General features: G+C 73.3%; 20 protein-coding genes. 9 read left to right on the top strand and 11 right to left on the bottom strand.

Annotated features, from left to right (window positions below; genetic code table 11):
* Positions 1 to 5: 5 nt before the first annotated feature.
* From ABT232_RS23710 to ABT232_RS23690, 5 genes are all read right to left on the bottom strand, one after another.
* The gene (locus ABT232_RS23710; protein WP_351843076.1) at positions 6 to 905 is read right to left on the bottom strand and encodes a S1 family peptidase; all 900 of its coding nucleotides are present in this window, start codon (positions 903 to 905) and stop codon (positions 6 to 8) included.
* 200 nt (positions 906 to 1,105) lie between these two features.
* On the bottom strand, positions 1,106 to 1,909 hold the full coding sequence (locus ABT232_RS23705) for a DUF1684 domain-containing protein (protein ID WP_351843074.1): 804 nt from the start codon (positions 1,907 to 1,909) through the stop codon (positions 1,106 to 1,108).
* A 105-nt stretch (positions 1,910 to 2,014) separates the two neighbouring features.
* Positions 2,015 to 3,772 (bottom strand): FAD/NAD(P)-binding protein, encoded by a 1,758-nt coding sequence (locus ABT232_RS23700; protein WP_351843072.1) that lies wholly within the window; start codon positions 3,770 to 3,772, stop codon positions 2,015 to 2,017.
* Positions 3,769 to 4,617 (bottom strand): amino acid ABC transporter permease, encoded by an 849-nt coding sequence (locus ABT232_RS23695; protein ID WP_351843070.1) that lies wholly within the window; start codon positions 4,615 to 4,617, stop codon positions 3,769 to 3,771. Before ABT232_RS23695 ends, ABT232_RS23700 begins: the two co-directional genes overlap by 4 nt.
* A 347-nt stretch (positions 4,618 to 4,964) precedes the next feature.
* Positions 4,965 to 6,191 (bottom strand): DUF5685 family protein, encoded by a 1,227-nt coding sequence (locus tag ABT232_RS23690; RefSeq protein WP_450871994.1) that lies wholly within the window; start codon positions 6,189 to 6,191, stop codon positions 4,965 to 4,967.
* 351 nt (positions 6,192 to 6,542) lie between these two features.
* Between ABT232_RS23690 and ABT232_RS23685 the strand changes: the two genes are divergently transcribed.
* A complete protein-coding gene (locus tag ABT232_RS23685) occupies positions 6,543 to 6,980 on the top strand; it encodes a cell division protein SepF (protein ID WP_351843066.1) in 438 nt (145 codons plus the stop codon).
* Between the two features lie 43 nt (positions 6,981 to 7,023).
* Here ABT232_RS23685 and ABT232_RS23680 read toward each other — a convergent pair whose 3' ends face one another.
* Positions 7,024 to 8,214 carry an acyl-CoA dehydrogenase family protein gene (locus ABT232_RS23680; RefSeq protein WP_351843064.1) on the bottom strand — a complete coding sequence of 397 codons (1,191 nt, stop codon included), beginning with the start codon at positions 8,212 to 8,214 and terminating at the stop codon, positions 7,024 to 7,026.
* Between the two features lie 123 nt (positions 8,215 to 8,337).
* A complete protein-coding gene (locus ABT232_RS23675) occupies positions 8,338 to 9,942 on the bottom strand; it encodes an MFS transporter (protein WP_351843063.1) in 1,605 nt (534 codons plus the stop codon).
* Positions 9,943 to 10,202: 260 nt separating this feature from the next.
* Here ABT232_RS23675 and ABT232_RS23670 point away from each other — a divergent pair, with 260 nt between their 5' ends.
* Complete coding sequence (locus ABT232_RS23670) at positions 10,203 to 11,675, top strand: putative hexosyltransferase (RefSeq protein ID WP_351843061.1); 1,473 nt, start codon at positions 10,203 to 10,205, stop codon at positions 11,673 to 11,675.
* A 240-nt stretch (positions 11,676 to 11,915) separates the two neighbouring features.
* The gene (locus ABT232_RS23665) at positions 11,916 to 12,977 is read left to right on the top strand and encodes a phosphatase PAP2 family protein (RefSeq protein WP_351843059.1); all 1,062 of its coding nucleotides are present in this window, start codon (positions 11,916 to 11,918) and stop codon (positions 12,975 to 12,977) included.
* 106 nt (positions 12,978 to 13,083) lie between these two features.
* Here ABT232_RS23665 and ABT232_RS23660 read toward each other — a convergent pair whose 3' ends face one another.
* Positions 13,084 to 13,299 carry an I78 family peptidase inhibitor gene (locus ABT232_RS23660; RefSeq protein WP_351843058.1) on the bottom strand — a complete coding sequence of 72 codons (216 nt, stop codon included), beginning with the start codon at positions 13,297 to 13,299 and terminating at the stop codon, positions 13,084 to 13,086.
* A gap of 439 nt (positions 13,300 to 13,738) precedes the next feature.
* Here ABT232_RS23660 and ctaD point away from each other — a divergent pair, with 439 nt between their 5' ends.
* The gene (gene ctaD, locus ABT232_RS23655) at positions 13,739 to 15,433 is read left to right on the top strand and encodes an aa3-type cytochrome oxidase subunit I (protein ID WP_351843057.1); all 1,695 of its coding nucleotides are present in this window, start codon (positions 13,739 to 13,741) and stop codon (positions 15,431 to 15,433) included.
* A 10-nt stretch (positions 15,434 to 15,443) separates the two neighbouring features.
* Here the strand turns inward: ctaD and ABT232_RS23650 are convergent, their stop codons facing one another.
* The gene (locus ABT232_RS23650; RefSeq protein ID WP_351843055.1) at positions 15,444 to 16,736 is read right to left on the bottom strand and encodes an ABC transporter substrate-binding protein; all 1,293 of its coding nucleotides are present in this window, start codon (positions 16,734 to 16,736) and stop codon (positions 15,444 to 15,446) included.
* On the bottom strand, positions 16,711 to 17,307 hold the full coding sequence (locus ABT232_RS23645) for an MTB12 C-terminal domain-containing protein (protein WP_351843053.1): 597 nt from the start codon (positions 17,305 to 17,307) through the stop codon (positions 16,711 to 16,713). Before ABT232_RS23645 ends, ABT232_RS23650 begins: the two co-directional genes overlap by 26 nt.
* Positions 17,308 to 17,450: 143 nt before the next feature.
* On the opposite strand from ABT232_RS23645, the gene ABT232_RS23640 reads away from it, so the two are divergent.
* From ABT232_RS23640 to ABT232_RS23630, 3 genes are read left to right on the top strand one after another with little or no spacing between them, the layout of a single operon-like run.
* Positions 17,451 to 17,948 carry a hypothetical protein gene (locus tag ABT232_RS23640; RefSeq protein ID WP_351843051.1) on the top strand — a complete coding sequence of 166 codons (498 nt, stop codon included), beginning with the start codon at positions 17,451 to 17,453 and terminating at the stop codon, positions 17,946 to 17,948.
* On the top strand, positions 17,948 to 20,632 hold the full coding sequence (locus tag ABT232_RS23635; protein ID WP_351843049.1) for an ABC transporter permease subunit: 2,685 nt from the start codon (positions 17,948 to 17,950) through the stop codon (positions 20,630 to 20,632). Before ABT232_RS23640 ends, ABT232_RS23635 begins: the two co-directional genes overlap by 1 nt.
* Complete coding sequence (locus tag ABT232_RS23630) at positions 20,629 to 21,270, top strand: ATP-binding cassette domain-containing protein (protein WP_351843048.1); 642 nt, start codon at positions 20,629 to 20,631, stop codon at positions 21,268 to 21,270. The genes ABT232_RS23635 and ABT232_RS23630 overlap by 4 nt, the downstream gene beginning before the upstream one ends.
* 26 nt (positions 21,271 to 21,296) lie before the next feature.
* Here the strand turns inward: ABT232_RS23630 and ABT232_RS23625 are convergent, their stop codons facing one another.
* Positions 21,297 to 21,869 (bottom strand): transglycosylase family protein, encoded by a 573-nt coding sequence (locus ABT232_RS23625; protein WP_351843046.1) that lies wholly within the window; start codon positions 21,867 to 21,869, stop codon positions 21,297 to 21,299.
* Between the two features lie 515 nt (positions 21,870 to 22,384).
* Here ABT232_RS23625 and ABT232_RS23620 point away from each other — a divergent pair.
* Positions 22,385 to 23,167 (top strand): DUF8842 C-terminal domain-containing protein, encoded by a 783-nt coding sequence (locus ABT232_RS23620; RefSeq protein WP_351843044.1) that lies wholly within the window; start codon positions 22,385 to 22,387, stop codon positions 23,165 to 23,167.
* A 76-nt stretch (positions 23,168 to 23,243) separates the two neighbouring features.
* On the top strand, positions 23,244 to 23,684 hold the full coding sequence (locus ABT232_RS23615; RefSeq protein WP_351843042.1) for a hypothetical protein: 441 nt from the start codon (positions 23,244 to 23,246) through the stop codon (positions 23,682 to 23,684).
* Positions 23,685 to 23,782 lie beyond the last annotated feature (98 nt).

The raw sequence follows: 23,782 nt of genomic DNA, 5'->3' as shown, positions 1-23,782 counted from the left end.
GCGGCTCAGTAGACGCTGACGCCGTACGCGCTCAGTGCCTCGGTGACCGGCTGGAAGAACGTCGTACCGCCGGAGGAGCAGTTGCCGCTGCCGCCGGAGGTCAGACCGTAGGCGGTGCCGTTGCTGCCGTAGAGCGGGCCGCCGGAGTCGCCGGGCTCGGCGCAGACCGTGGTCTGGATCAGACCGGAGACGATGTCGCCGCCGCCGTAGTTGACGGTCGCGTTGAGGGCGGTGACACGGCCGCTGTGCGTACCGGTGGTGGAGCCGTCACGGATGACGGTGGTGCCGACGGCCGGGGTGGCCGCCCGGGTGATGTCCACACCGTTGGCGGTGCCGGGCCGGCTGACGGAGCCGGAGTACCGCACGATGCCGTAGTCGTTGCCCGGGAAGCTGGAGCCGGTGGTCGAGCCGATGACCGTGGTGCGCCCGGAGTTGGAGTACCAGGTGCCCGCGCCGTCGGTGCAGTGACCGGCCGTCAGGAAGTACTGGACGCCGCTGCTGTTCTGCACGTTGAAGCCGAGGGAGCAGCGCCAGCTGGAGGCGTAGATGGCGTCGCCGCCCTGGATCAGCTTGGAGAACTTGCCGGGCGTGCGCTTGATGGAGAGCGCGTCGGCGTTGGCCCCGGCCTGTTCCTTGATCTTCGCGATCTCGGCCTGGGAGACCGTGCTGTCCACGGTCACGAGAACGCGGTTGGTCTTGCTGTCGACGGCCCAGGCGGTGCCCGGGACGTCGGCCTGGAGCACCGAGGCGCCGGCGCTCTTCAGCTCGGTGGCGCTGAACGTGGCGGTGTCGGACGCGTTCGCGTTGGGGATCGCGAATGCGGCGGCGGCCACGAGTCCGGAGGTGACGGCGATCAGCCGGGTCCGTCTCGATATGCCGCTGGGGGTGGTGCGCTTGATCCTCACTTGTCGTTCCTCCACAAAGGAAGTCGGGGGCCCGCGTGGGGTCGGGGCCCGTGAGGCGCAGCCGGGGGCACGGGCGTCCGGATTTCGGACACGCCGTGCCCCTGACAAGCGCTGGGTGGGAGTATTCGGCCGAACGGACGGTCGGCGCAAGGGCGCCTTTCGGCCGTCAAGCTTTGAACGAACTGTGGGGATCGGCCCCGTTAAGAGCCGTTGACGGCAGGTCGGGCCAGGTTTCGCTCCCCCGCCGCGACCGGCACGTCAAGGGTGTTCCCGGGCGGCGGGAACGGGCAGATGAAGTGGTCGGCGAAGGCGCACGGCGGCAGCAGGGACCGGTTGAAGTCCACCGTCGTACGGCCGTCGGCATCGGGTGCGGCGGGCCGCAGGAACCGGAAGCGGTGACTGCCGTTTCCGCTGGTGGCGTCGGCGAAGACGGCCCAGAGCGAGCCGTCGCCCTCCACCGTGACCTGAAGGGTGTGCTCCCGCCCGTCGAGGACGAACGCCAGCTCGCCACCGAGCCCGAGCCCGCGCCGCTTGCCGTCGGCGTTCTCCACCCGCACGGTGCGCTGGTCGTCGTAGGGCGTGAAGCGTCCCTCGACCGACCAGCGCGGGTCGTAGGGCGTGGCCTCGATGCCGCGGAACCGGCGGCGGGCCTCGGCCGCCGGGTCGAAGTCGCGTACCCCCCACACCCCTTCGCGGACCAGCACGACCAGCCGCCGTTCGCCGTAGCCGACCCGCGCGGCGACGGCGGGACCGGAGTCGGCCGTGAGCCGCACCCGGCCGTCGAAGGGCTCGCCGTCGACGGTCAGCCCGTCCTCGCTCGCGGCGGTCAGCCACACCGCGTCACCGTCGGCCGTCCAGCTTCCCGGGATGTCCGGAAGTCGCCCGTCCGGATAGTCCTCCAGCCAGTGGGTGCCGGTCAGCGCGAGCGGCCCGTAGGGATCGGAGACCGCCTCCAGGCGCCCTTCGTGCCACTTCTTCCACTCGTCGGCTGCGTCCGTCGTCATGTCATCAACCCTTTCCTGCCGGGCCATCGACCCGAGGTGTGAGCGCACCGCGGCGCTCCGGTGTTCCGACGCGCGGTGCGATGGATCGGAGTCCCGCCCGGCCGCTCACGCCGCCGCACGTCGCTCCAGCGACCGCAGGAACGTCAGGGCGGCACGGGCCGCCGCGTCGTTCTGGCGGAAGGCGGGGCCGCCCGAGCGGGGGCGGGTGAACGCCCCGGCGCCGCGGACGTCGGTGTGCGGACCGAGGGCGAACCGGCGCGGATGCGGCCGGCCGGCCCCGTCCAGCACCCGCCCGTCGTCGGGGTCCACCCGCAGCAGCCCGTCGGGGGTCGCGGCGGCCCCCTCGGCGTACAGCTCCCGCAGCAGCGGATCGCGGGACCGCGCCACCGTGGGCTCCGGCAGCCGCGCCTCCACCAGCGCACGCGCCTGCACGGTGAACCCCGGCACGGTCGGGCTGGCCGCCCGGAACACCCCGTCCTCCGCGCGCACGGCCAGGTCCGCGCCGGCGAAGCGCAGCACGCCCGCCCGGGACAGCGCGAGCAGCTGCCGCAGCCGGGGTCCGGGCGGGCCGGACGCCAGGAAGCTGAAGAACCCGTGCCACCAGGAGCCGATGTCCCCGAGCCGCATCAGCTGGCCGTAGACCGAGAGCAGGGCGAGGAAGACGGCCTGGTCGGGGCTGTGCGCCGGGTCGTGACGCCGCTTCAGGTCCGCCTCGACACGGCGGCGCAGTCCCTCCTGGAACGCCTCGTGCGAGCCGTACCGCACACCGGCCAGCGGCCGGTCGAGCGCGGCCAGGTCGAGCCGGTCGGCGGGGTCGGGCACGGCGGCCTCGACCAGCGCAGCGCGCTCGGCCGGATCGTCGCCGGCGGCGTACTTGCCCTCGAAGGTGCTCCAGGCCAGAGTCGTCCGCTCGGGGTGGGCGGTGAAGAGCCGGTGGTAGTGCGCGAAGCCCAGTTCCTTGGCGACCAGCGGCCACACGTCCCGCCGGAAGTCGAAGCCGCCGGGCCGGGCGAGCAGCGCGTCGGCCTCGGCGGGCCCGAAGAACCGCGGCAGCGGCGGCGGCGCGCCGTCCAGGCCGTAGCCGATCTTCGAGTGGTACGGCACTCCGCGCCGCGAACCGACGTACAGCACCGGCTCCTTGCCGGACGGGACGTAGGTGTCACCGTCGTACCGCCCGCCACGCCCCTCGGTGAGCAGCACCATGAGGTCGACGAAGGCCAGCCCGAAACCGCGCACGAGGACCGGCTCGCCGGGCCGCAGCGGATCGAGGTCGCTGTCGGCGGTGAAGTCGGGCGGCAGATGGACGAGATCGTGGGCGCGCGCGTACGCGCTCAACTCGACCTGCTCCGCGTCGGGTTCGGCGTCGAGGTGGCCGAGGGTGAGGACGACCAGATCGGCGAGGAGCGGCTGCGGGCGGCCCTCGAGCCAGACCCGCTGGCGGCCCTCGCGCGGGCCGCTGACGCGCAGCGCCCGGCACGGGTGGTGGTGCACGGTGACGTCCGGCGGCAGCGCGGCCACCGCCCGCTCGAAGGCCCAGCGCAGATAGGAACCCTGGAGCCGCCGGCCGACGAAGGCGTCCCCGTCGAGGCCCGCCCACTCGTGCAGGGTGGGGCCCTCCGTGACGGGGCCGGCCATCTCCACGGTGCTGTCGGTGAACAGGGTGACGTCCTCGGCGCGGGAGTTCATCCACAGCAGCGGCGACTGCGCGGTGCGCCAGACCCGGCCGGGGCCGGGCGGATGGGGGTCGACGAGGTGGATGTCCAGGCCGGCTCCGGGTGCCAGCTCGGCGGCGTTGGCGGCGATCCGCTCCAGCACACCGGTCCCCCGCGGCCCGGCGCCCACGATCACCAGGGTCGGTCTCATCGGACGGTCTCCGTACCGCGCGCGTAGCGCTTCTCGACGTAGTACTGGCCGACGCTGAGTACGGAGGTGACGACGGTGTACCAGACGGTGGCGACCATCAGCAGCGGGATGACCTGGTACGTCTGGTGGTAGACGAGCTGCGTCGAGTACAGCAGGTCCTGTACGGCGATGACGCTGACGATGGAGGTGCCCTTGAGGGTGCCGATCAGCATGTTCCCGGCGGGCGGCACGATCGCGCGCATCGCCTGCGGCAGCACGATCCGCCACCAGCGCCGCCACCGGCTCAGCCCGAGCGCGTGCGCGGCCTCGATCTGGCCGCCGCCGACGGACAGGATCCCGCCGCGCACCACCTCGGCGGCGTACGCGGCCTCGTGCAGGGTCAGTCCGATGACGGCGACGGCGACGGGACCGAGCAGGTCGACCGTCCGCACCCCGAGGATCTGCGGGTACAGCGCCCCGATGTTGAACCACAGCAGCAGCTGCACGAGGATCGGGATCGACCGGAACAGCCAGACGTATCCCCAGGCGACCGATCTGAGCACCGGGTTGGCGGAGAGCCGGGCCGCGGCGAGCAGGGTGCCCAGCGCGAAGCCGAGCACCATCACCACCGCGGTCAGCCAGAGGGTCAGCCACAGCCCGCGCAGCACCGCGGTCGAGGTGAAGTAGTCGGCGACGACGCCCCATTGGAAGGCGTCGTTGCGCAGCACCGAGTCGACGGCGAAGCCGAGCAGGACGAGCACGACCGCCGCGGCCGCCCACTGGCCGTACCGGCGCTGCGGGACGATCCGGGCGGCCTCGGCGGAGACGGGGGGTGCGGGGGCTTTGGCAAGGGTGTCGGAGGACATACGAAGGCTCCGTGACGTCGGTCGAACACGGTGGCGCCTTCACACGCGACGGCCGAGCCCCTCAGCAGCGGCCGTCGACCGAGAGTACGGGCCCGGTCGCCCGGACTGTCAAGACCGTCCGGATGGTGAGCCGCGCACCCCCTACTTTCACCGACGCCGGTTGACGGGCCGTCCGGACGCCTGTTCAACTTGGCGCATGCATTCGCAGTGGCTGGTCACGCGCTCCCACATCGACTTCGGTCGAGTGTGGTCCTCCTCCTGTTGAGCCGACCCCCTGCGCCCTGCTGCTCCCGCTTCCCCTTCCCCGCCTTCACACGCACCCCTCCCCTCAGCACGTCCGAGGCGGCTCAGCAGCCGTCACAGGGGCAGCAGCAGTCGCAATTCGGGCAGTCGCAGTCGCACTTGTGACAGCATCCCTCGCGCTTCTTGCGGGACCACGGTCCCTCGTACTCCTCGGCGCAGCACATCTTGCAGGTGCAGCACAGCAGCCAGAACATCCCGCACCCGGCCCAGAAGCCACGCCGTCCCTTCGGCGGCTGGGGCGCGGGCCCGCCCCCGAATCCACCGGAGCCGCCCGAGCCACCGAAGCCGCCGAAGTCACCGTGTCCGCCCGCGCCGTACGCCCCGCCCCCGGCGTACGGGTTCTGCGGGCCGCCCTGCTGCGGCGGCGTGCCGTAGGGCCCCGCCTGGTAGGGGTGCTGCGGCTGCCCGTACGGCCCCGGCTGCTGCGGCGGTGTGCCGTAGGGGCCGCCCGGCTGGTGCGTCGCGCAGGCGGGGACGGTGCCGAAGGCCCGGTCCACCGAGCGCCGCAGCTCGTGCACGAGGAGCAGATGGGCGAGCCGGCCGTCGGTGAACTCCACCTCGCGCAGCGCGAGCCGGATGCCGTGCACCGCGTCGTCGGCGAGCCGCCGCGCCTCGGTGAGCGAGGTCCCGGTGGCGGTGAGCGGGTTCCAGGCGCCCGACGCGGCGTCGGCCTCCTTGTCCTCCACGGCGTCCAGGAGGTGGGCGAGCCGTCCGAAGAGCCGTCCGGCCTCGGCCAGCGGTCCGGCGTTGCCGGGGCGTCCGGCGAGCACCGCGGTGTGCGCGAAGGCGGCGGCGGTGGCGGTCTCGGTGGGTTCGGTGACGGTCAGGATCGGGGTGGCGGGTCCGGCCAGCGCCTCGATGCCGAGCTGCCGGTCCACGGCGTCGACGAGGACGGCGGTGTCGAACCCGACGGCCGATCCGCCGCGGGCGCCCGCGCGTCCCCAGCCGGCGGCGACCCGGCGGGCGGCGAGCGCCACCGGCCGGCGGGCCAGCAGTCCGTCGCCGTCGGCGACGTGGTCGCGGACCTTGGCGGCGGCCAGCACCAGTGACACGGAGGCCGCGAGCCGGGCGCCCTCGCCCTGGGCGACGGAGGCGGTGCGCATACCGCGCAGCGGGCACGGTCCGGCCGTACGCCGCCACCGGCCGCCGGCGGGCTCGCCCTGAGCCTCCGTCAGTACGGAGACGAGCAGGCCGTCGTAGTTGGTGACGATGCGGGCGAACTGACCGTGGTCGGAGCGCAGCGCGAGGCACAGGCCGCACAGATGCGCCATCCATTCGGTCTTGAGCCGTTCGCCGAGACGATGACTGCAGGGCCGGACTATTCCGAACAAGGCACTCCCCCGTGGTCCTTACGATGCGGATTCGGCCGCATCGTATCGGCCACTTCGTTCACCCGTACGCCCTGCCCATCACCCGTACGCCCCGAACAATCATATTTCACTCCCAGTCAGCAGCTGCATACCGCAGGACCCTTGGGGTATCCGGGCTCTCGACGGATTCGCTGTGCACCAGTACCGTCACAAACCCCCCGCGCGGCGTCTATCCACTTGGCGCGCCGTCCGCATCATGGATGACCATAGGGATGCGGAAAGCAAGAAAGACCGCTGTGAGAGGAGGCGTCCATGGGATCAGTGCGCAAGGCGAGTGCGTGGCTCGGCCTCGTCGACGACAACGATGACGAGCGCTATTACGACGACGACTACTCCGAGGGGAACGAGTCCGGGGACGCCTGGGTCACGGACCCGCGGGTGAAGGTGGCGACGGACACGGCCGAGGAGAAGGGCCGCCGGATCGGCACGGTCACCCCGGACAGCTTCCGGGACGCACGGGTCATCGGCGAGCTGTTCCGGGACGGCGTCCCGGTGATCATGAATCTGACGGCGATGGAGCCGGCCGACGCCAAGCGCGTCGTCGACTTCGCGGCGGGCCTGATCTTCGGGCTGCGCGGTTCGATCGAGCGCGTGTCCACCCGCGTGTTCCTGCTCACCCCCGCCCACACGGAGATCGTGAACGGCGACCCGGCCGCGCACCGCACGGACGGCTTCTTCAACCAGAGCTGAGGCAGGGCCGCTCACCGGCCCTGCCACCCGCGGGGTCCACGGTCTACCGGAACGCGTCGAGTCCGGTGAGCGCCTTGCCCAGCACCAGCTGGTGCATCTCCACGGTGCCCTCGTAGGTGAGCACCGATTCCAGGTTGGTCGCGTGCCGCATCACGGGGTATTCGAGCGAGATCCCGTTGGCACCGAGAATGGTCCGCGCCGTGCGGCAGATGTCGATCGCCTCGCGGACGTTGTTGAGCTTGCCGAAGCTGACCTGCTCGGGACGCAGGCGGCCGGCGTCCATCCGCCGCCCCAGATGGTGGGCGAGCAGAATCCCCTTGTGCAGTTCGACCGCCATGTCGGCGAGCTTGGCCTGGGTGAGCTGGAAGCCACCGAGGGGCCGCCCGAACTGCTCCCGTGACTTCGCGTAGTCGACGGCCGTCTCGAAACAGGTCCGGGCCGCGCCCATCGCGCCCCACACGATGCCGTAGCGGGCGTGCGACAGACAGCTGAGCGGGCCGCGCAGACCGGTCACCTCGGGCAGCACGGCGTCGGCGGGCAGTCGTACGTCGTCCAGGACCAGCTCACTGGTGACGCTGGCCCGCAGGGACCACTTGTGCTTGATCTCGGGCGCCGAGAAGCCGGGGGCGTCGGTGGGGACGGCGAAGCCGCGGATCCCCTCGTCGGTCTGCGCCCAGACCACGGCGACCCCGGCGACGGAACCGTTGGTGATCCACATCTTGCGGCCGTTGAGGACCCAGTCCGAGCCGTCCTTCTTGGCGTAGGTGCGCATGGCCGCGGGGTCGGAGCCGTGGTCCGGCTCGGTGAGCCCGAAACAGCCGATGACCTCGCCGGCCGCCATCCGGGGCAGCCAGCTCCGCTTCTGCTCCTCGCTGCCGAACCGGTGGATCGCGTACATGGCGAGAGAGCCCTGCACCGAGACCAGGGAGCGGATGCCGGAGTCGGCGGCCTCCAGCTCCAGGCAGGCGAGCCCGTACTGGACGGCGCTCGCGCCCGCGCAGCCGTACCCGTCGAGGGACATGCCGAGCGCGCCGATGGCACCGAGCTCCCGGGCCAGCTCGCGGATCTGCGGCAGCTCGCCCTTCTCGTACCACTCGGCGACATGGGGCAGCACCCGGTCCGCGGCCCAGCCGCGCACGGTGTCGCGGACGGCCAGATCCTCGGGTTCGAGCAGGTCGTCGAGGCCCAGCGGATCGGCGGGATCGAACGGCGGCAACTTCGCGGACGTGGACACGGGGGCACCCTCCGGCGGCTCGGGAGCGGCGGCAGCAGCTGTTGACTAGCACCGCTAGTCTCGGATTCAGGGCGACGCTACGACGCAGTCTCCCGTACGTCCACCCACCCCGGTGTCAGCCGCTCAGGCCGACACCCGGGAGTCCGCCACCTCGCGCTGCGCCGGCACCTCCACCGGACCCTCGGCCTCGCAGTGCATCACCCGGGGCAGCCGCAGCGCCATCACCGCGCCGAGCAGCAGCAGACCCGCGCTGACCAGCAGCGTCACATGCAGACCGTGCACGAAGCAGTCCCGCGCGGCAGCGCGCAGGGCCGCGCCCGCCTCGCCGCCGAGCCGCCCGGCCACGTCATAGGCCTCGCCCAGGGAGTGGCCCGCCGAGGCCGAGGCGGACGCGGGCACACCGGGGACCGAGCTGAGACCGGGCGCGTACGCCGCGTTCATCACGCTGCCGAGCAGCGCGATCCCGATGCCCGCGCCCAGCTGGTACGAGGTCTCGCCGATCGCCGCGGCCCCGCCGGCCTGCTCCGGCGGAGCCTCGCTCAGCATCGACTCGTAGGCCCCGAAGAGCGTGGTCTCCAGCCCGAAGCCGAGCAGCACGAACCCGGAGAGCATCAGGACGGCGTCGTCCTCCCGGCCCATCCCGGTCAGCAGCACCACCGCGCCGGCCGTCAGACAGAAGCCGAAGCAGACCATCCGGCGCGGCCCGAACCGGCGCAGCATCCGCGCCCCGAACAGGCCCGCCGCCATCGCCGCTATGGTCAGCGGCAGCAGCCGCAGCCCGGTCTGGAGCGGGGACAGCCCGAGCACCAGCTGGAGGTACTGCGCCGCGATCAGCTCCAGGCCGACCAGCGCGAGCATCGCCAGCACGATGCAGCCGACGGAGGTGCTGAACGCCGGCCGGGCGAACATCGTCAGGTCCACCAGCGGGTACGTCCGCCGCCGCTGCCGCCGCACGAACAGCGCCAGCAGCACGGCACCGGCCAGCAGCGGCACCAGGGTGAACGGTCCGGTCACGTCCTCGCCGCCGCCGAGCCGCTTCACCCCGAGCACCACGCCGAACAGACCGGCCGCCGCCATCAGCGCGCCGACCACGTCCCAGGGACCCTTGCCGTCGCCCTTCGACTCCGGCAGCAGCAGCCGGCCCACCGGCAGGCTGACCAGCATCAGCGGGATGTTGACGAGGAAGACCGAGCCCCACCAGAAGTGCTCCAGCAGGAAGCCGCCGAGCAGCGGACCGACGGCCGCGCCGACCGCGGCCACCGCGCTCCAGATGCCGATCGCCAGCGCCCGCTCCCGCCGGTCGGGGAAGACCTGGCGCAGGATCGACAGCGTCGCGGGCATGATCATGGCGCCGCCGACGCCGAGCAGCGCCCGGGCGAGGATCAGCACCTGGGCGTCGGGGGCGAAGGCCGCCAGCGCGGAGGCCACACCGAAGAGGGCGTAGCCGAGGAGGAGGACGCGTCTGCGTCCCACCCGGTCGCCGAGGGTGCCGAAGAGGATCAGCAGGGCGGCGCAGACCAGCGGGTAGGTGTCGACGATCCAGAGCAGCTCTATCCCGCCGGGCTTGAGGTCCTCGGTGACGGCGGGGACCGCCACGTGCAGCACGGTCGCGTCCACCGCGACCAGCAGCAGGCTCACACAGAGGACCACCAGGACGACCCAGCGGTTGGCACCGGCCCCGGCCGCCCGACGGCGCAGCCCGACGGCAGCCGTGGTCGTCCCGGACATGTACGTACCTCCCAGATGTTCCCTCGCCTCGGCGGGCTCACGGGGGTGGGGACTCCCCCGCGACTCGGCCGGAGGAGCGGTGGTCTCCGGCCCGCGCAACGAACGGCGAGTGACTCGTCAGCGTACGCGAGTCCCTGACCGGGGCGCGTGGCCCAGCTCTCACACTTCCGGCGGATCCGGTGTGGCGTACACCACTCCGGACGACGTGGAGCACGCCCGGTCCAGGGGGCCGGTTCCCGGCCCCCCAGATAATCGAGCCCGTGACCGATCCCGCGACACGTCCGCCGCCTCCCGGCGCCCGGGCCCTGCGCCGAGCCGCCCCCGCCCTGCTCGGGTACGCCGCCGTGCGCGCCCTGGGCCTGCTGGCGCTGACCCTGTGGAGCGCCGCCCGCGACAGCAGCGCGTACAAGCTGCTGACCGCCCGGTGGGACTCCCTCTGGTACACCAGGGTCGCCGAGCTGGGGTACGGCTACGAGGTCCGGCTGCCGAACGGCGACATCCACTCCAACCTGGCCTTCTTCCCGCTGCTGCCGTGGCTGGAGCGGCTGCTGCACACGGTGAGCCCGCTGTCGTACGCCGGTGCCGGGTTCGTGGTGAGCCTGTTCGCCTCGCTCGCCGCGGCCTGGGGGATCTTCGCGGTCGCCGACCATCTGTACGGACGCCGGGCGGGAGTCTGCGCGGTGCTGGTGTGGGCGGTGCTGCCGGTCGGGATCGTGCAGTCGATGGCGTACAGCGAGTCCCTGTTCACCGCGCTCGCCGCCTGGTCCCTGTACGCCGTCCTCACCGGCCGCTGGATCACCGCGGGCGTCCTGGCCCTGTTCGCGGGGCTGACCCGGCCGGTGGGCATCGCGGTGGTGGCGGCGGTGTGGGCGGCCGGAGCGGCCTCGTTCGCCCGGCGGTCCCGGCGCGATGGCGACGCCGGGCCCGCCGCACGGCGGTCCGAGGGCGTCGGCGTCGAGCCGTCGGCACGGCGGTCCGATGCTCGCGGCGTCCAGCCGTCGGCACGGCGGTCCGAGGGCCTCCGCATCGAGCAGTCGGCACGATCGGCCGAGGGTCGCGGCGCCGGGCCGTCCGCGCGGTCCGACGGGCGCGGCGCCGGGCCATCCGCGCGGCTGTCCGACGGGCGCGGCGTTGGGCCATCCGCGCGGCGGGGAAGCGCGGCGCCTGCCCCCGGCGCGCGACCCGGCCCCCACGCCCCTTCCGCCGTCGGCGGCTCGTGCGAGCCGGGCGCACCGGTCTGGCGGCGCGCCCTCGGGATGCTGCTCGCGCCCCTGGGCGCCGCCGGCTATGTGCTGTGGGTCGGCCATCACACCGGCAAGGGTCCGCTCGGCTATCTGGACGTCCAGGCGGGCTGGCGCAACGGCTTCGACGGCGGCTACGCCTTCGCCCGCTTCGTCGCCGAGAAGTTCACGTCGTTCCCGTCGGCCCTGGCGGGGCTCGGGCTGACGGTCGGCGTCGGACTGGTGATCTGGCTGTACATCGTCTGTGTGAGGCAGCGCCAGCCGCTCCCACTGCTGGTGTACGCGGGTGTCGTCACCGCGCTGGCGCTGTGCGCGTCGAGCTACTTCGGCTCGAAGCCGCGCCTGCTGCTGCCCGCCTTCCCGTTGCTGCTGCCGCTCGCGCTCGCCCTCGCCCGGCTGCGCACCTCCCGGTCGGCGCTGGTCACGGCCGTTGTGGCGGTCGGGTCGGCGGTCTACGGGGCGTTCTGGCTGAACGGCTCGGGTCCACCCTGAGCGGCCCCGCACGCCCGGTGAGCGCCCGGCGAATTGCACCCGATGCGCCGGTTAACGAATTCATAAGCGAGCCAAAACCACTCCGTACAGAATGATCAAAGGAATTGAAGGGAACACGACCTGTGGATTGCGGAATCTCTTGAAATAGGCATGCCGCTGAGAGCAATCCCACATCACATCGTCATTACAAACCCGGTGATTCGGCCGGGAACTGAGCTCACTCGCTGTAACGTCGATTGGGTGCGTACCGAACCAAAGCCGACCCGGCTCGACCGGATCTTCGCCCGACTGGACCGCGAACCACAGCGGCCGGTCCTCGACGTGCCGCGTATGACGCGGCACCGGGTGGTGCTCTTCGGCGCGACGCTCGCCTTCTACCTCACGATCGTCCTCGCCGTGGTGACCACGTCGTGGCTGGTCCGGCTGGACTGGCAGGCCATGCTCTTCCGGCCCTACCAGCAGTGGCCGGAGATCCACGCCTTCCTGGACTACTGGGTCGTCCTCGGCCAGCGCGGCCCGACCGCCGTGATGGTCGCGGCCTGGCTGGGCTGGCGCTGCTGGCGGCAGCACACCCTGCGTCCACTGCTCGCCTTCGGCGCGGCCCTGCTGCTGCTGAACGTGACCGTGGGGGCCGTGAAGTACGGGCTGGGCCGCTCGGGGCCGCACTACGCGACCGAGGTCGGCTCCAACGAGATGTGGCACTGGTTCCAGGCCGGCAGCGACATATTTCCCTCGGGGCACACCGCGAACGCGGTGGTGACCTGGGGCATCCTCGCCTACCTCGCCTCCACCCCGCGCGCCCGCCGCTGGCTGTCGGCGCTGTCCGCGGTGCTGTCCCTCAGCGTCGGCCTCACCACCGTCTACCTCGGTACGCACTGGCTGAGCGATGTGCTGCTGGGCTGGGCCGCCGGACTGCTGGTGCTGCTGGCGCTGCCGTGGCTGGAGCCCACCATCGCGACCGCCGAGGCCTGGCTGTTCGCCCAGCGCGACCGGCTGTTCGACCGGCTGCGCGAGCGTCGTCGCCGCCCCGCGCTGGTGCCCGAGCCCACGCTGCTGTCCGAGCCCGCGCCGCTCGCCCCGCGTCCGGCCACCGCCGCCGCCGAGGAGGAGCCCGCTCCGCTGCGGGAGACCCTGCCGCCGACCGCCGCGCGCACCCCGCGGCCGGTCCTGCTCGCCCCCGGCCCGCACACGGCCCGCTCGGAGCGCACCCCGGTCACCCCGGCCGGCAGCCGCCGTCCGCCGCACTCCGACCGCCTCCCGCGCGGCAGCGCCCCGGCGGCCCGGCCGCTGACGGGCGGCTGAGCCCACGCCGGAGCCGGTACGCACCCGGCCCCGCCCCGCGCATGACGAAGGCGCCCCGCGCATGACGAAGGCCCCGGTCCTGACGACCGGGGCCCTCGCCGTGCGTTCAGCCCTTCCAGGCCCGCGCCACCCGGCCGTCCCTCACCTCGAAGTTCAGCCGTCCCGCGCGGTACTCCATGGTGATGATCGCCCCCGGCGGCAGCGACCGCACCGTCGACCACCCCCGTTCGCGGGCGCGCCGCTCGGCGGCGTCCGCGCCGAGGCCGACGTAGGCGTCCGGGCTGTCCTGGGGTTCTGCGGAAGGTGTCGGAATCGGTGCCATGCCGCCACGCTAGGCGCTGTCCGGCGGCCGGGGAAGGCCAGGCCGGACACAGTGGGTCACTGATCCCCCTCCGGTCACACTTCTGTCACAGGATCACGACACGGGTTTCAGACGCGCTCACTCACACGGACGAGCGGTTCCGTACGCCTTTCGCGGGCACTTCGCGGGCATTCGAACGCAATTCCCGCGTGTCGGCGCGGCTTGTCGAATTGCCCGGCGGAAAGTTCCGGGAGGACCGTCCCCGGACCGCATTCCATTCCCATTCCGAGCGGGGTGGCGAGGGCCGTTTCAGCACAGGAAATGCACGGCTCCGCCACAGAACCCCCGCATGCCCTCTGTCGCGGCGCGGACCGCGCGAGCATCATGGCGGCCCGCCCGCCCGGGTGCGGCGCGGGCGGCTGCGGGCCCGGGGCGTGACGAGCGAAGGGGCGAGCGAAGCATGGGGACGGAGACCGTACCGGCGGCGGCACGACCCGGACGGACCAGGACACACGGACGGGTGGTCGTCGACTGGCTGACCACCACCGACCACAAGAAGATCGGCCACCTCTACCTGATCACGTCGTTCGCGTTCTTCCTGATCGGCGGTGCCATGGCGCTGCTGATGCGCGCCGAGCTGGCCCGGCCCGGGCTCCAGCTGCTCGGCAACCAGGAGTTCAACCAGCTGTTCACGCTGCACGGCACGATCATGCTGCTGCTGTTCGCGACCCCGACCTTCGCGGGCTTCGCCAACGAGCTGATGCCGTTGCAGATCGGCGCCCCGGACGTCGCCTTCCCCCGGCTGAACATGTTCTCGTACTGGCTGTTCCTGTTCGGCGGGCTGATCGTGCTCGGCTCGCTGCTGGTGCCGGACGGCCCGGCCGCCTTCGGCTGGTTCGCCTACGCGCCGCTCAACAGCGAGGAACGCTCGCCCGGCCTCGGCCCCGACCTGTGGATCATGGGCCTGGCGCTGGCCGGGTTCGGCACCATCCTCGGCGCGGTCAACTTCATCACCACCATCATCGGGCTGCGCGCCCCCGGTATGACGATGTTCCGGATGCCGATCTTCACCTGGAACACGCTGTTCACCTCGATCCTGATCCTGATGGCGTTCCCGGTGCTGGCGGCGGCGCTGTTCTGCCTGGAGGCGGACCGGCGGTTCGGCTCGCACATCTTCGACGCGGCGAACGGCGGGGCGCTGCTGTGGCAGCACCTGTTCTGGTTCTTCGGGCACCCCGAGGTCTACATCATCGCGCTGCCGTTCTTCGGGATCGTCACGGAGATCATCCCGGTCTTCAGCCGCAAGCCGATCTTCGGCTACATGGCGCTGGTCGGCGCGACGATGGCGATCACCGGGCTGTCGGTGGTGGTGTGGGCGCACCACATGTTCGCGACCGGCGCGGTGCTGCTGCCGTTCTTCTCCTTCACGAGCTTCCTGATCGCGGTGCCGACCGGGGTGAAGTTCTTCAACTGGTCCGGGACCATGCTGAAGGGCTCGCTGTCCTTCGAGACGCCGATGCTGTGGTCGGTCGGCTTCCTGGTGACCTTCCTGTTCGGCGGGCTGACGGGGGTGATCCTGGCCTCGCCGCCGATGGACTTCCACGTCACGGACTCGTACTTCGTGGTGGCGCACTTCCACTACGTGGTGTTCGGCACCGTCGTCTTCGCGATCTTCGCGGGGTTCTTCTTCTGGTGGCCCAAGTTCACCGGGAAGATGCTCGACGAACGGCTCGGCAAGATCCAGTTCTGGACGCTGTTCATCGGCTTCCACACCACGTTCCTGGTGCAGCACTGGCTGGGCGCGGAGGGCATGCCGCGCCGCTACCCGGACTACCTGGCCGCGGACGGCTTCACCGCCCTGAACACGGTCTCGTCGATCGGCGCGTTCCTGCTCGGCCTGTCCACGCTGCCGTTCCTCTACAACGTCTGGAAGACCGCCAAGTACGGCACGAAGGTCGAGGTCGACGACCCCTGGGGCTACGGCCGCTCCCTGGAGTGGGCCACCTCCTGTCCGCCGCCGCGGCACAACTTCACGGCGCTGCCCCGGGTCCGCACCGACTCCCCCGCGTTCGACCTGCACCATCCCGAGTACGCGGCCCCGGCACCCCGGCACAGCGATCCGGCGCACGACACCGGCATCCCCGGCCATCCCTAGGGGTGTCCCCTCAGGGCTCGTAGGCCAGCTGGGGGACGTCGAAGCAGGTGGTGGTCATCTCCCCCTGGGACACCCAGCCCCGGCCGTCCTGCCAGCGCGCCACCGACAGGCAGTTGCGGCCGGTCGTCGGCGGGTCGGGGCTCGGGGTGAAGCTCACGGGCAGGAGCAGTCCGCCGGCGGTGTAGCCGTCGCTGCGGTTCACGTACGCGTCGACGCAGGCGCGGGTGATCCCGGTGGGCGCGCAGGCCTTCGCCGCGTCGGTGAACCACCGGGCCGCCGCCCAGCCCTCCAGCTGCCACTGGGAGTGCGTCGACAGGTCCTCGGTGGCCTGCCGGAACTCCCGTACGGCCGCGTCACCGGTGTCGTCGAAGTTGCGGCTGGCGCCGGTCGCCCACAGCGCGTTGCGGCAGCGCGGGGCGTCCCGGTAGGCCTCGGGGACGGCGGACGTCCAGTTCTGCACGTTGGTGACCTTGGCGGTGACGTCGGCGCCGACCTCGTCCATCGCCTGGCAGAGCCGGGCGTTGCCGTGGCCGTCGATGGCGTCGAAGACCAGGTCGGCGCCCTGCTCCCGCAGATCGGCCGCGACGGCGCGGAAGTTGGGCAGCGCGAAGTCGACCTGCTCGCTGACGACCCGGTAGCCCTCGGCCTTCAGCCCCCGCTCGACGATCCGGGCGTAGGCGGCGGAGGCGGCCTGGTTGTACGAGACGACGGCGGCGGTGCGCGCCCCGTGCTCGCGTTTGAAGTACCGGTAGACCTCGGTGCCGCCGTACAGTTCGCCGTCCCACCCGGGCGTGCCGTTCCGGGGCGCCGAGGTGCCGTAGATGCTGTACAGGTGCGGCCAGGTGTCGTAGGCGGCGCCGATGGGCTGGCCGCCGATGTCGGGCACGCGCGCGGCGGAGACGCGGGGGGCGCCGGCGTAGTCGAGGACGGTGGTGGCGACCAGGGCGACGACCTTCTCCTCGTCGACGAGCCGGTGCACGCACGCGTTGTTGCCGACGCCGCTGCCGCCGTCGTCGCACCGGCGCACCTCGATCCGCCGGCCGTCGACGCCGCCGCCCGCGTTGAGCCGGTCGAAGTACGCCTCGGCGCCGTCGCGCGGGCCGGTGAAGGCGCCGCCGCCGACCGGGCTGGTGGCGCTGGTGACGATGCCGACGCGGATCGGCGCGCCGCCGTCGGAGGCGGGGGCCCGGCCGGGGCCGTCGCGCTCGAAGTCGCTCTCCGGCAGCCGGCTGCCGCAGGCCGTGCCGAGCAGGAGCAGCAGGACCGCGACGGCGGCCTCAGCAGCCCGGCAGCGGCGACGCATCGCCGGTCCGGCTCAGCGCCAGCAGCCCGCACAGGCTCTTCACGGACACCTTCCAGGTGCCGTCCTGCTCGACGGCCGTACCGGAGGCGTCCGGCACTGCGGTGGCGCCGTTCAGGGTCAGCGCGTACGTCACGCTCGCCTCGGTGGCCGAGGTGAACTCGACCTCGCCGACCTCCGCGCGCACCTGGCCGACCCGCGCGTCGCCGCTGAAGGCCTGGAGGACGGGCGCCATCCGGTCGCCGTTCTCCAGATAGGTCTGCTTCTCCTCCAGCGGGGTGGCCGGGTCGAAGAACGTCTCCCAGTTCCGCTCGATCTCCTGCTCGGCGGCGGCGGTGTCGGCGGGCGCGTCGGACGGCGCCTCGGTCGGTGCGGCCGTCGTCGGCCGGGTCTCCCGCGCGGTCGGGGTCGAGGCCGAGCCGTCCTCGCCGTCGCCGTCGCCGCAGGCCGCGAGGGCCGGGCCGAGGAACAGCAGCGCGGCGGCCGTCAGGGCCGTGCTCCGCCGTGCCAAGTGGGGGCCGCGACGCCGTTCCGGCCGTGCCGTCCCCCGCCTGAGGTCGCTGCCGAGAACCATCTGGCTCACCACCGGGTGTCGGTCCGGGCGAAGCGCGCCCGGTTCTTTCAGGGTCGGGTTCCGAAGGGCATCGTGCAAGCCGATGGCGCACCCGGCCGCCCGGCCCGGCACATGCAGCGACACCCGACGTGTGGGAGGCAGCGATGCGGACAGCCCGACTGCGGACCGTGCACCCCGTCCTGCGGACCGTGCACCCCGTCCTGTGGGCCGGCTGGGCCGCGCTCGCCGTCGGGGCCGTGCTGTGCGTGCTCGGCTGGTACGGCGTCTCGGGCGAGCGGTTCGCCGAGCGGCAGCTGCCGTACCTCGCCTCCTGCACGATCCCCGGCGCCGCGCTGATCGTCGCCGGTGCGGTCCTGCTCGCCCAGGGCCGCACCGCGGTCGCCGCCGCGCGCATGGAGGAGCTGTACGAGCTGCTGGTGGCCGTCGGACCCGCCGACACCGCTCGGCCCGAGCCGGCGGCGGCCGCGCCGGTCGCGGTGCGCGAGGAGCTGCTGCGGGTGCCGGGCGGCACGCTGTACCACCGCGCGGACTGCCCGTTGGTGGCGGGGAAGGCGGAGGCCGTTCCCGTGGCCGCCGGGCCCCGCCCGGACGACGGTCTGGCCCCGTGCCCGATCTGCGAGCCCGATGCCGCGGACCGCTGATGTCGTCCCTGACCTACGACCTCACCCTCGCCGGCCTCTCCGTCGGCGCCGCGGCCGCGCTCACCGGCGTCGGACTGATCGTCACCTACCGCGCGACCGGCGTCCTCAACTTCGCGCACGGCGCCGTCGCGATGGTCTGCGCCTACGCGCTGCGCCAGTGCGTGGTCGAGTGGCACTGGCCGCTGTGGCCGGCCGCGGCGGTGGTGCTGCTGGTGCTGGCGCCGGGGCTCGGCGTGCTGCTGGAACGGTTCGTCTTCCGTCCGCTCGCCGTGCTCGGCGGTGACCCGGCGCAGACGCTGGTGGCGTCACTCGGGGTGTTCGTGCTGCTGGTGGGCGGCGCGGCGCTGCTGTGGGGGCCGGGAGCGCGGGACGACGCGCCCGAGCTGGTGGCGGCCGAGCCGTGGGGGCAGCTGGCGGTGATGCTGGTCCTGGCGGCCGGGGTCGGGGCGGTGACCCGGTGGACGCGGTTCGGGCGGGAGCTGCGGGCGGTGGTGGACGACCGGCGGCTGGCGCGGCTCGGCGGGATCGACGCGGACCGGGTGGCGGCGGCGGGCTGGGCGTTCGGGTCGTTCACGGCGGGCCTGACCGGTGTGCTCCTGGCGCCCTACGTACGGCTGGACCCGTACGGGATGCCGCTGCTGGTGATGGAGGTGGTGGCGGTCGCGGTGGCCGCGCGGATGCGCAGTCTCCCGGTCGCGGTGGCCGTCGCGCTGGGCATCGGGGTGGCGCAGAGCCAGCTGACGCGGCTTCACCCCGAGGGCTGGGCCGGGCCGCTGGTGCAGGCGCTCGGCGCCAACCTGTTCGTGGTCGCGCTGCTGGTCGCCGCGCTCGTGCTGCCCGGCGTCGGAGCCCGGGACGCGCTGCCGCGCACGGCCACCGCGCGCGTCCCGGCCCCGCCCGGCGCCTGGATCGTCGTCGTCGTGCTGCTCCTGCTGCCGCTCGGCTTCGCGGGCCGGGACCTGCACACCGCGGTGCAGGTCCCGGCGCTGGCGGTGGTGCTGCTGTCGCTGGTCGTGGTCACCGGGCGGGGCGGCCAGATCTCGCTCGGGCAGGCCGCGTACGCCGGTCTGGGCGCCCTGTTCACCGCGCTGCTCGCCGCGGGCCGCTTCCCCGGCCTGCCCCGGCTGCCGGAACTGGCCGCGCTGGCGGCGGCCGTCGTGCTGGTCGCCCCGCTGGGCCTGCTGACCGGCCGGCCCGCGATCCGCCGGCACGGGCTGGCGCTCGCGCTGGCCACCTTCGCGGTGGGCGTCGGCGTGAGCCGCTTCGTCTTCGCCCAGCCGTACGCCACCGCCGGCCTGTCCCTGGGCCGCCCGGCGGGCTTCGACGGGGACCGTGCCTACTACGTCCTGGAGCTGCTGCTGCTCGCGGGCGCCCTGCTGGCCGTGCACGCGCTGCGCCGGGGCCGTACCGGGCGGGCGCTGGCGGCGATGCGGGACCATGAGGCGGGGGCGTCGGCGGCGGGCGTGCCGGTGCCCGGGCTGAAACTGCTGGCGTTCGTCGCGGGCGCCGCGCTCGCCGCCCTCGGCGGCGGCCTGCTCGGCATGGGACTGCGGGCGTTCGACCCCGCGGCCTACGACCCCGTGCGCGGTCTCCTCTGGTTCGCCGCGGTGGTGGTCCTCGGCGCCGACAGCACCCTCGGCGCGCTGGCCGCCGCGGCCCTGCTGGTCGGCCTGGACGCGGGCACCCGCGGCGGGGTGGCGGCCGCGCTCATCGGCCTCCTCGCCGTCCTCACGGGCCGCTTCCCCGACGGCCCGTACGAGGCCCTGCGCACCGCGACGGCCCGCCTGCGCGCACGGGACAGACCCCGGCTGACGCCCGCGGGCGCACAGCTCAAGGTAAGCCTGCGACAGCTCGAGGAGAGCCTGCGCCCGCCGCCACCGCCGGACACCCCTGAACCCCCGGCCGACGCGGAAGCGCCCCGCCCCCCAGGGTCCGGTCCGGCTCTCCGTCCCCGTCCCGGACCGAGCGGGCCCGGCCCGCGCCCAGCGCCCCGGCCCCTCCTCACCGCCCGCGATCTGCGCGCCCGCTACGGCGGGTTCACCGCGCTCGACGGGGTCGGCCTGGAGCTGTTGCCGGGCCGGGTGACCGCCGTGGTCGGGCCGAACGGGGCCGGGAAGAGCACCTTGTTCCACTGCCTGGCCGGCACCCTGCGGCCCACGGCCGGGCAGGTGCTCCTCGGCGGACGGGACATCAGCCGGCTGCCCGCGCCCGCCCGCACCCGGCTCGGCATCGCCCGCGGCTTCCAGCAGGTGGCGGTGTTCCCGTCCCTCACGGTCGCGGAGAACGTGCGGATCGGCGCCGAGCAGGGGCGGACCGCCGATCCGGACGCGGTGGAGCGGGCCCTGCGGCTGTTCGGGCTGGACGGTCCGGTGCGCGCACTGCCCGCCGCCGACCTGCCCGCCGGCACCCTGCGCCGCGTCGAGCTGGCCCGGGCCGTCGCCGGCGGCCCGCAGGTGCTGCTGCTCGACGAGCCCGCCGCCGGTCTGGACACCGCCGAGGTCGACGCGCTGGCCCGGATCCTGCGCGCCCTCGCCGCCGACGGCACCGCACTGCTGGTCGTCGAACACGACCTCGACCTCGTCGCCGGCCTCGCCGACGTCGTGCACGTGATGACCACCGGCCGCATCACCGCCTCAGGCCCACCCGCCCAGACCCTGAACCGGCCGCAGGAGCCCACCCCATGACCATCGCGCTGTACCGGGCACGGGTGCGCTACGGCCCGCTGGAGGCCCTGCACGGCGTCAGCCTCGCCGCCCCGGCCCCCGGACTCACCGTGCTGCTGGGCCGCAACGGCTCCGGCCGTTCCACCGTCCTGCGCGCGCTGGCCGGGGCGGTCGGTCTGTCCGGCGGGGCGGTGGTGTGGGACGGCGTCGACGTGACCGGCGTACCGGCGTACGAGCGGGCCCGCCGCGGGCTGTGCCTGGTGCCGGAACGACAGGCGGTGTTCGGTTCGCTCACCGTCCGCGAGAACCTGGCCCTGGCCGCCCCGGACCCGGACCCGGCCCTCGCCGCCTACCCGGAGCTGCGCGCCCTGCTGCCCCGCCGCGCGGGCACCCTGTCCGGCGGCGAGCAGCGCATGCTGGCCCTCGCCCGCGCCCTGCTCGCCGAGCCCCGTGTGCTGCTGGCCGACGAGCCGACGCAGGGCATGTCCCCCGCCGTCGCCGCCCGCACGTACCGCGTGCTGACCGGCCTCGGCGTCTGCGTGGTCCTCGCCGAACAGCGGCTGCCGCCCGCGCTCCCCGGCCGGACGACGTTCGTCCACGAACTGCGCCGTGGCTCGGTGGTCTTCAGCGGGGAGGCGGCCGAGCTGCGCCGCCGGTGAGCGGCGGGCCGGCCGCCTCGGACTGCCTACCGCCGGGCCCAGGCGCGCGTCGAACCCGCCGGCAGCGTGAGCATCATGCCGACCTCGAGATGGTCGGGACGCGGGCCGACCGTCGCCTTGTTGGCCTGGTAGAGCGCTTCCCAGCCACCCTTGACGCCGTACTTGACCGCGATTCCGGAGAGCGTGTCACCGCGCTTGACCGTGTACATCCGGCCCTTGAGCCCGTACCGCTTGGAACAGACCGGCCAGGCACTCCAGCCCTGCACCGCCACCACCTCCTGGGCGACGGCGATCTGCTCGGCGCGGGTGGCGAGGTCCGCGCGGGCGGCGTACTTCGTGCCGCCGAACGCCACCCAGGTGGGCTGCCAGAACTGGAGCCCGCCGTAGAAGCCGTTGCCGGTGTTGATGTCCCAGCGGCCACCGCTCTCGCACTCGGCGACACAGCCCCAGGGCCACTGGTCATCGGCGCAGTCGTACGGCACGCGGGCGGCCGGCGGGCCGGGTGCCGGGGGCGGGGGCGCCGCGTGGGCGGCGGCGGGGGTGGACGCGGTCAGCAGGGCGGCCGCGGCCAGCGCGAGCGTGATCGGCTTGCGGAACATCGGCCCACGCTAAGCAGCGCCCCGGCGCGACCTGTCCGAGCCGCGCCCGTACGCCACGACGGCCCCACCCGGTCGGCGGACCCGTCGCGGCCGGGCCCGGTGTTCCGGGCCGGGAGTTCCGGGTCGGGAGAGCGCCGGACAGCCGGGGCCGGACCGGTGCGGTCGCCGTCCGGCAACTCCTGTTCGTCGCAGACCAGTTCGCGATTACCGCGAGTAAGAGCGAATTCCGGTCACCCTATTCATTCGCCGATTTCAGGATTTGTCGACCACCGGACCCGGCAGTCCGCGCCCCACCACGCGGACACAAGTGCCGTACCACGTAACGGACTTGACCGATTGTGTCCGGTTGCGGGTCGAGTGCGACCCGGTGCGTCGGTCGGTTCTATTCCGTTCGTCGTACAGCGTGACTCCCGCCACAGATCGCCCGTTGTCTTCTTCATGAGCCCGGGACCGACCCGGACCACGGGCCGGGAGCCACCCGGCCTCGCCACGACCGCATCCCCAGGGAGCCACCCGTGCCGCGCATGCTCGACGTCAGCGACGAGGTACGCGCCGAGATCGGCGACGAAGAAGCCGACCGGCTGCTCGCCGGAGACAACACCCCGGGCGGTTACGACTGCACGTCCTGCCGCACCCCGGGCGACTCCGAGCGCGAGCGCACCAGCACCGTGCTGTTCATCGGTGACGAGACCGCCGTGCTCGCCTTCGCCCACGCCACCTGTCTGCCCTCGCAGGTCGTGCAGGTCACCGAGGAGCAGTTGCAGGGCGCCGTGAGGTCCATCAGCGGCGACACCGTCGACCTGGAGCCCGACAAGGTCGTGCCCGAGCAGGCGGTGCTCGGGGTGACCAGCGGACTGGTCCTGATCGCCGGGGAGCTGCACCCCGCGCTCGTCGTCGAACCGACCGGTCCGATCGCCCGCCCCGGCTCGACCGGCGCCGGCGACGACTTCCTGCCGCTCCTCATCGAGCAGGGCTTCATGCCGCTGACCGAGCTGAGCGCGGTGCCGCCGGTGCTGCACGGCTGGTCGGTGCTGCTCGCCATGGGACAGCTGCACGCGGTGCTCCAGCCCTCGGCCAACGGCGGCCAGTCGGTGGCCTGGTGGCAGGCGCACCAGCCGTTGCAGGTCACGGAGGGGTGGCGGGCGGCCGCCAACAAGCACCAGCAGGTGCTGATGTTCGCCGCGCCGGTGGGCTCCATCGGCCGTCAGCCCCGGGAGGACCTGCTGCGGGACGCGCTGGACAAGGCGGCGGCGAGCGGCAAGCTCGTGGCGAGCACGCTGCCGCTCGCGGGGACGTGAGCCCCGGCACCTCACCGGGATGCGGGGTCGCGACCGGCCCCGCATCTTCTTGCGTGCCGGTGTCGTTTGGACATACGTGCACACATACGACGCCTCCCGCCGCCCGTCCTATCCGTCGGTCCCGTCCTCACGGGCGGCTCAGGATCAGCAGGGCGGACCATCGGCCACGCCGATCTACGACAAGCTCTACGCCGAGTACGTCAAGTCGTTCCGCACGCTGCCGGGCGACCGCAGCGGGGAGGAGAAGCTCGGCTTCACCGCCTTCGGGAGCATTCCGTACAGCGCGGGCTCCTTCGGCGGCTCGCTGGGGAGCACCTTGGGTGGCTCGCTCGGCGGCTCGCTCGGTGGTTCACTCGGCGGTTCGCTCGGCGGCTCGTCGTACAGCGCCTACAGCGCGGGCGCGCAGAGCGCCCGGCACAACAGCGGCAGCGGCAGCAACAGCGGCGGCCAGCAGTCGCAGTGGCAGCGCGTCGGACAGATCCCCGCGGCCCTGCCTCCGGCCCAGCGCGGACGCTGACCTACCGTCCTGGCTGCAGGTCAGCAACATCATCAAGCGCAACATCGGCAAGGCCGTCGCACCGTCCGCCGACCCGAAGGCCGTGCTGGAGGACATCG

This window comes from Streptomyces sp. NPDC001532 (genome assembly GCF_040298625.1).
In the GTDB taxonomy this organism is placed as follows: Bacteria; Actinomycetota; Actinomycetes; order Streptomycetales; family Streptomycetaceae; genus Streptomyces.
The sequence above is the reverse complement of the archived record's forward strand: the minus strand, read 5'-3'. Positions and strand labels throughout refer to the sequence as shown.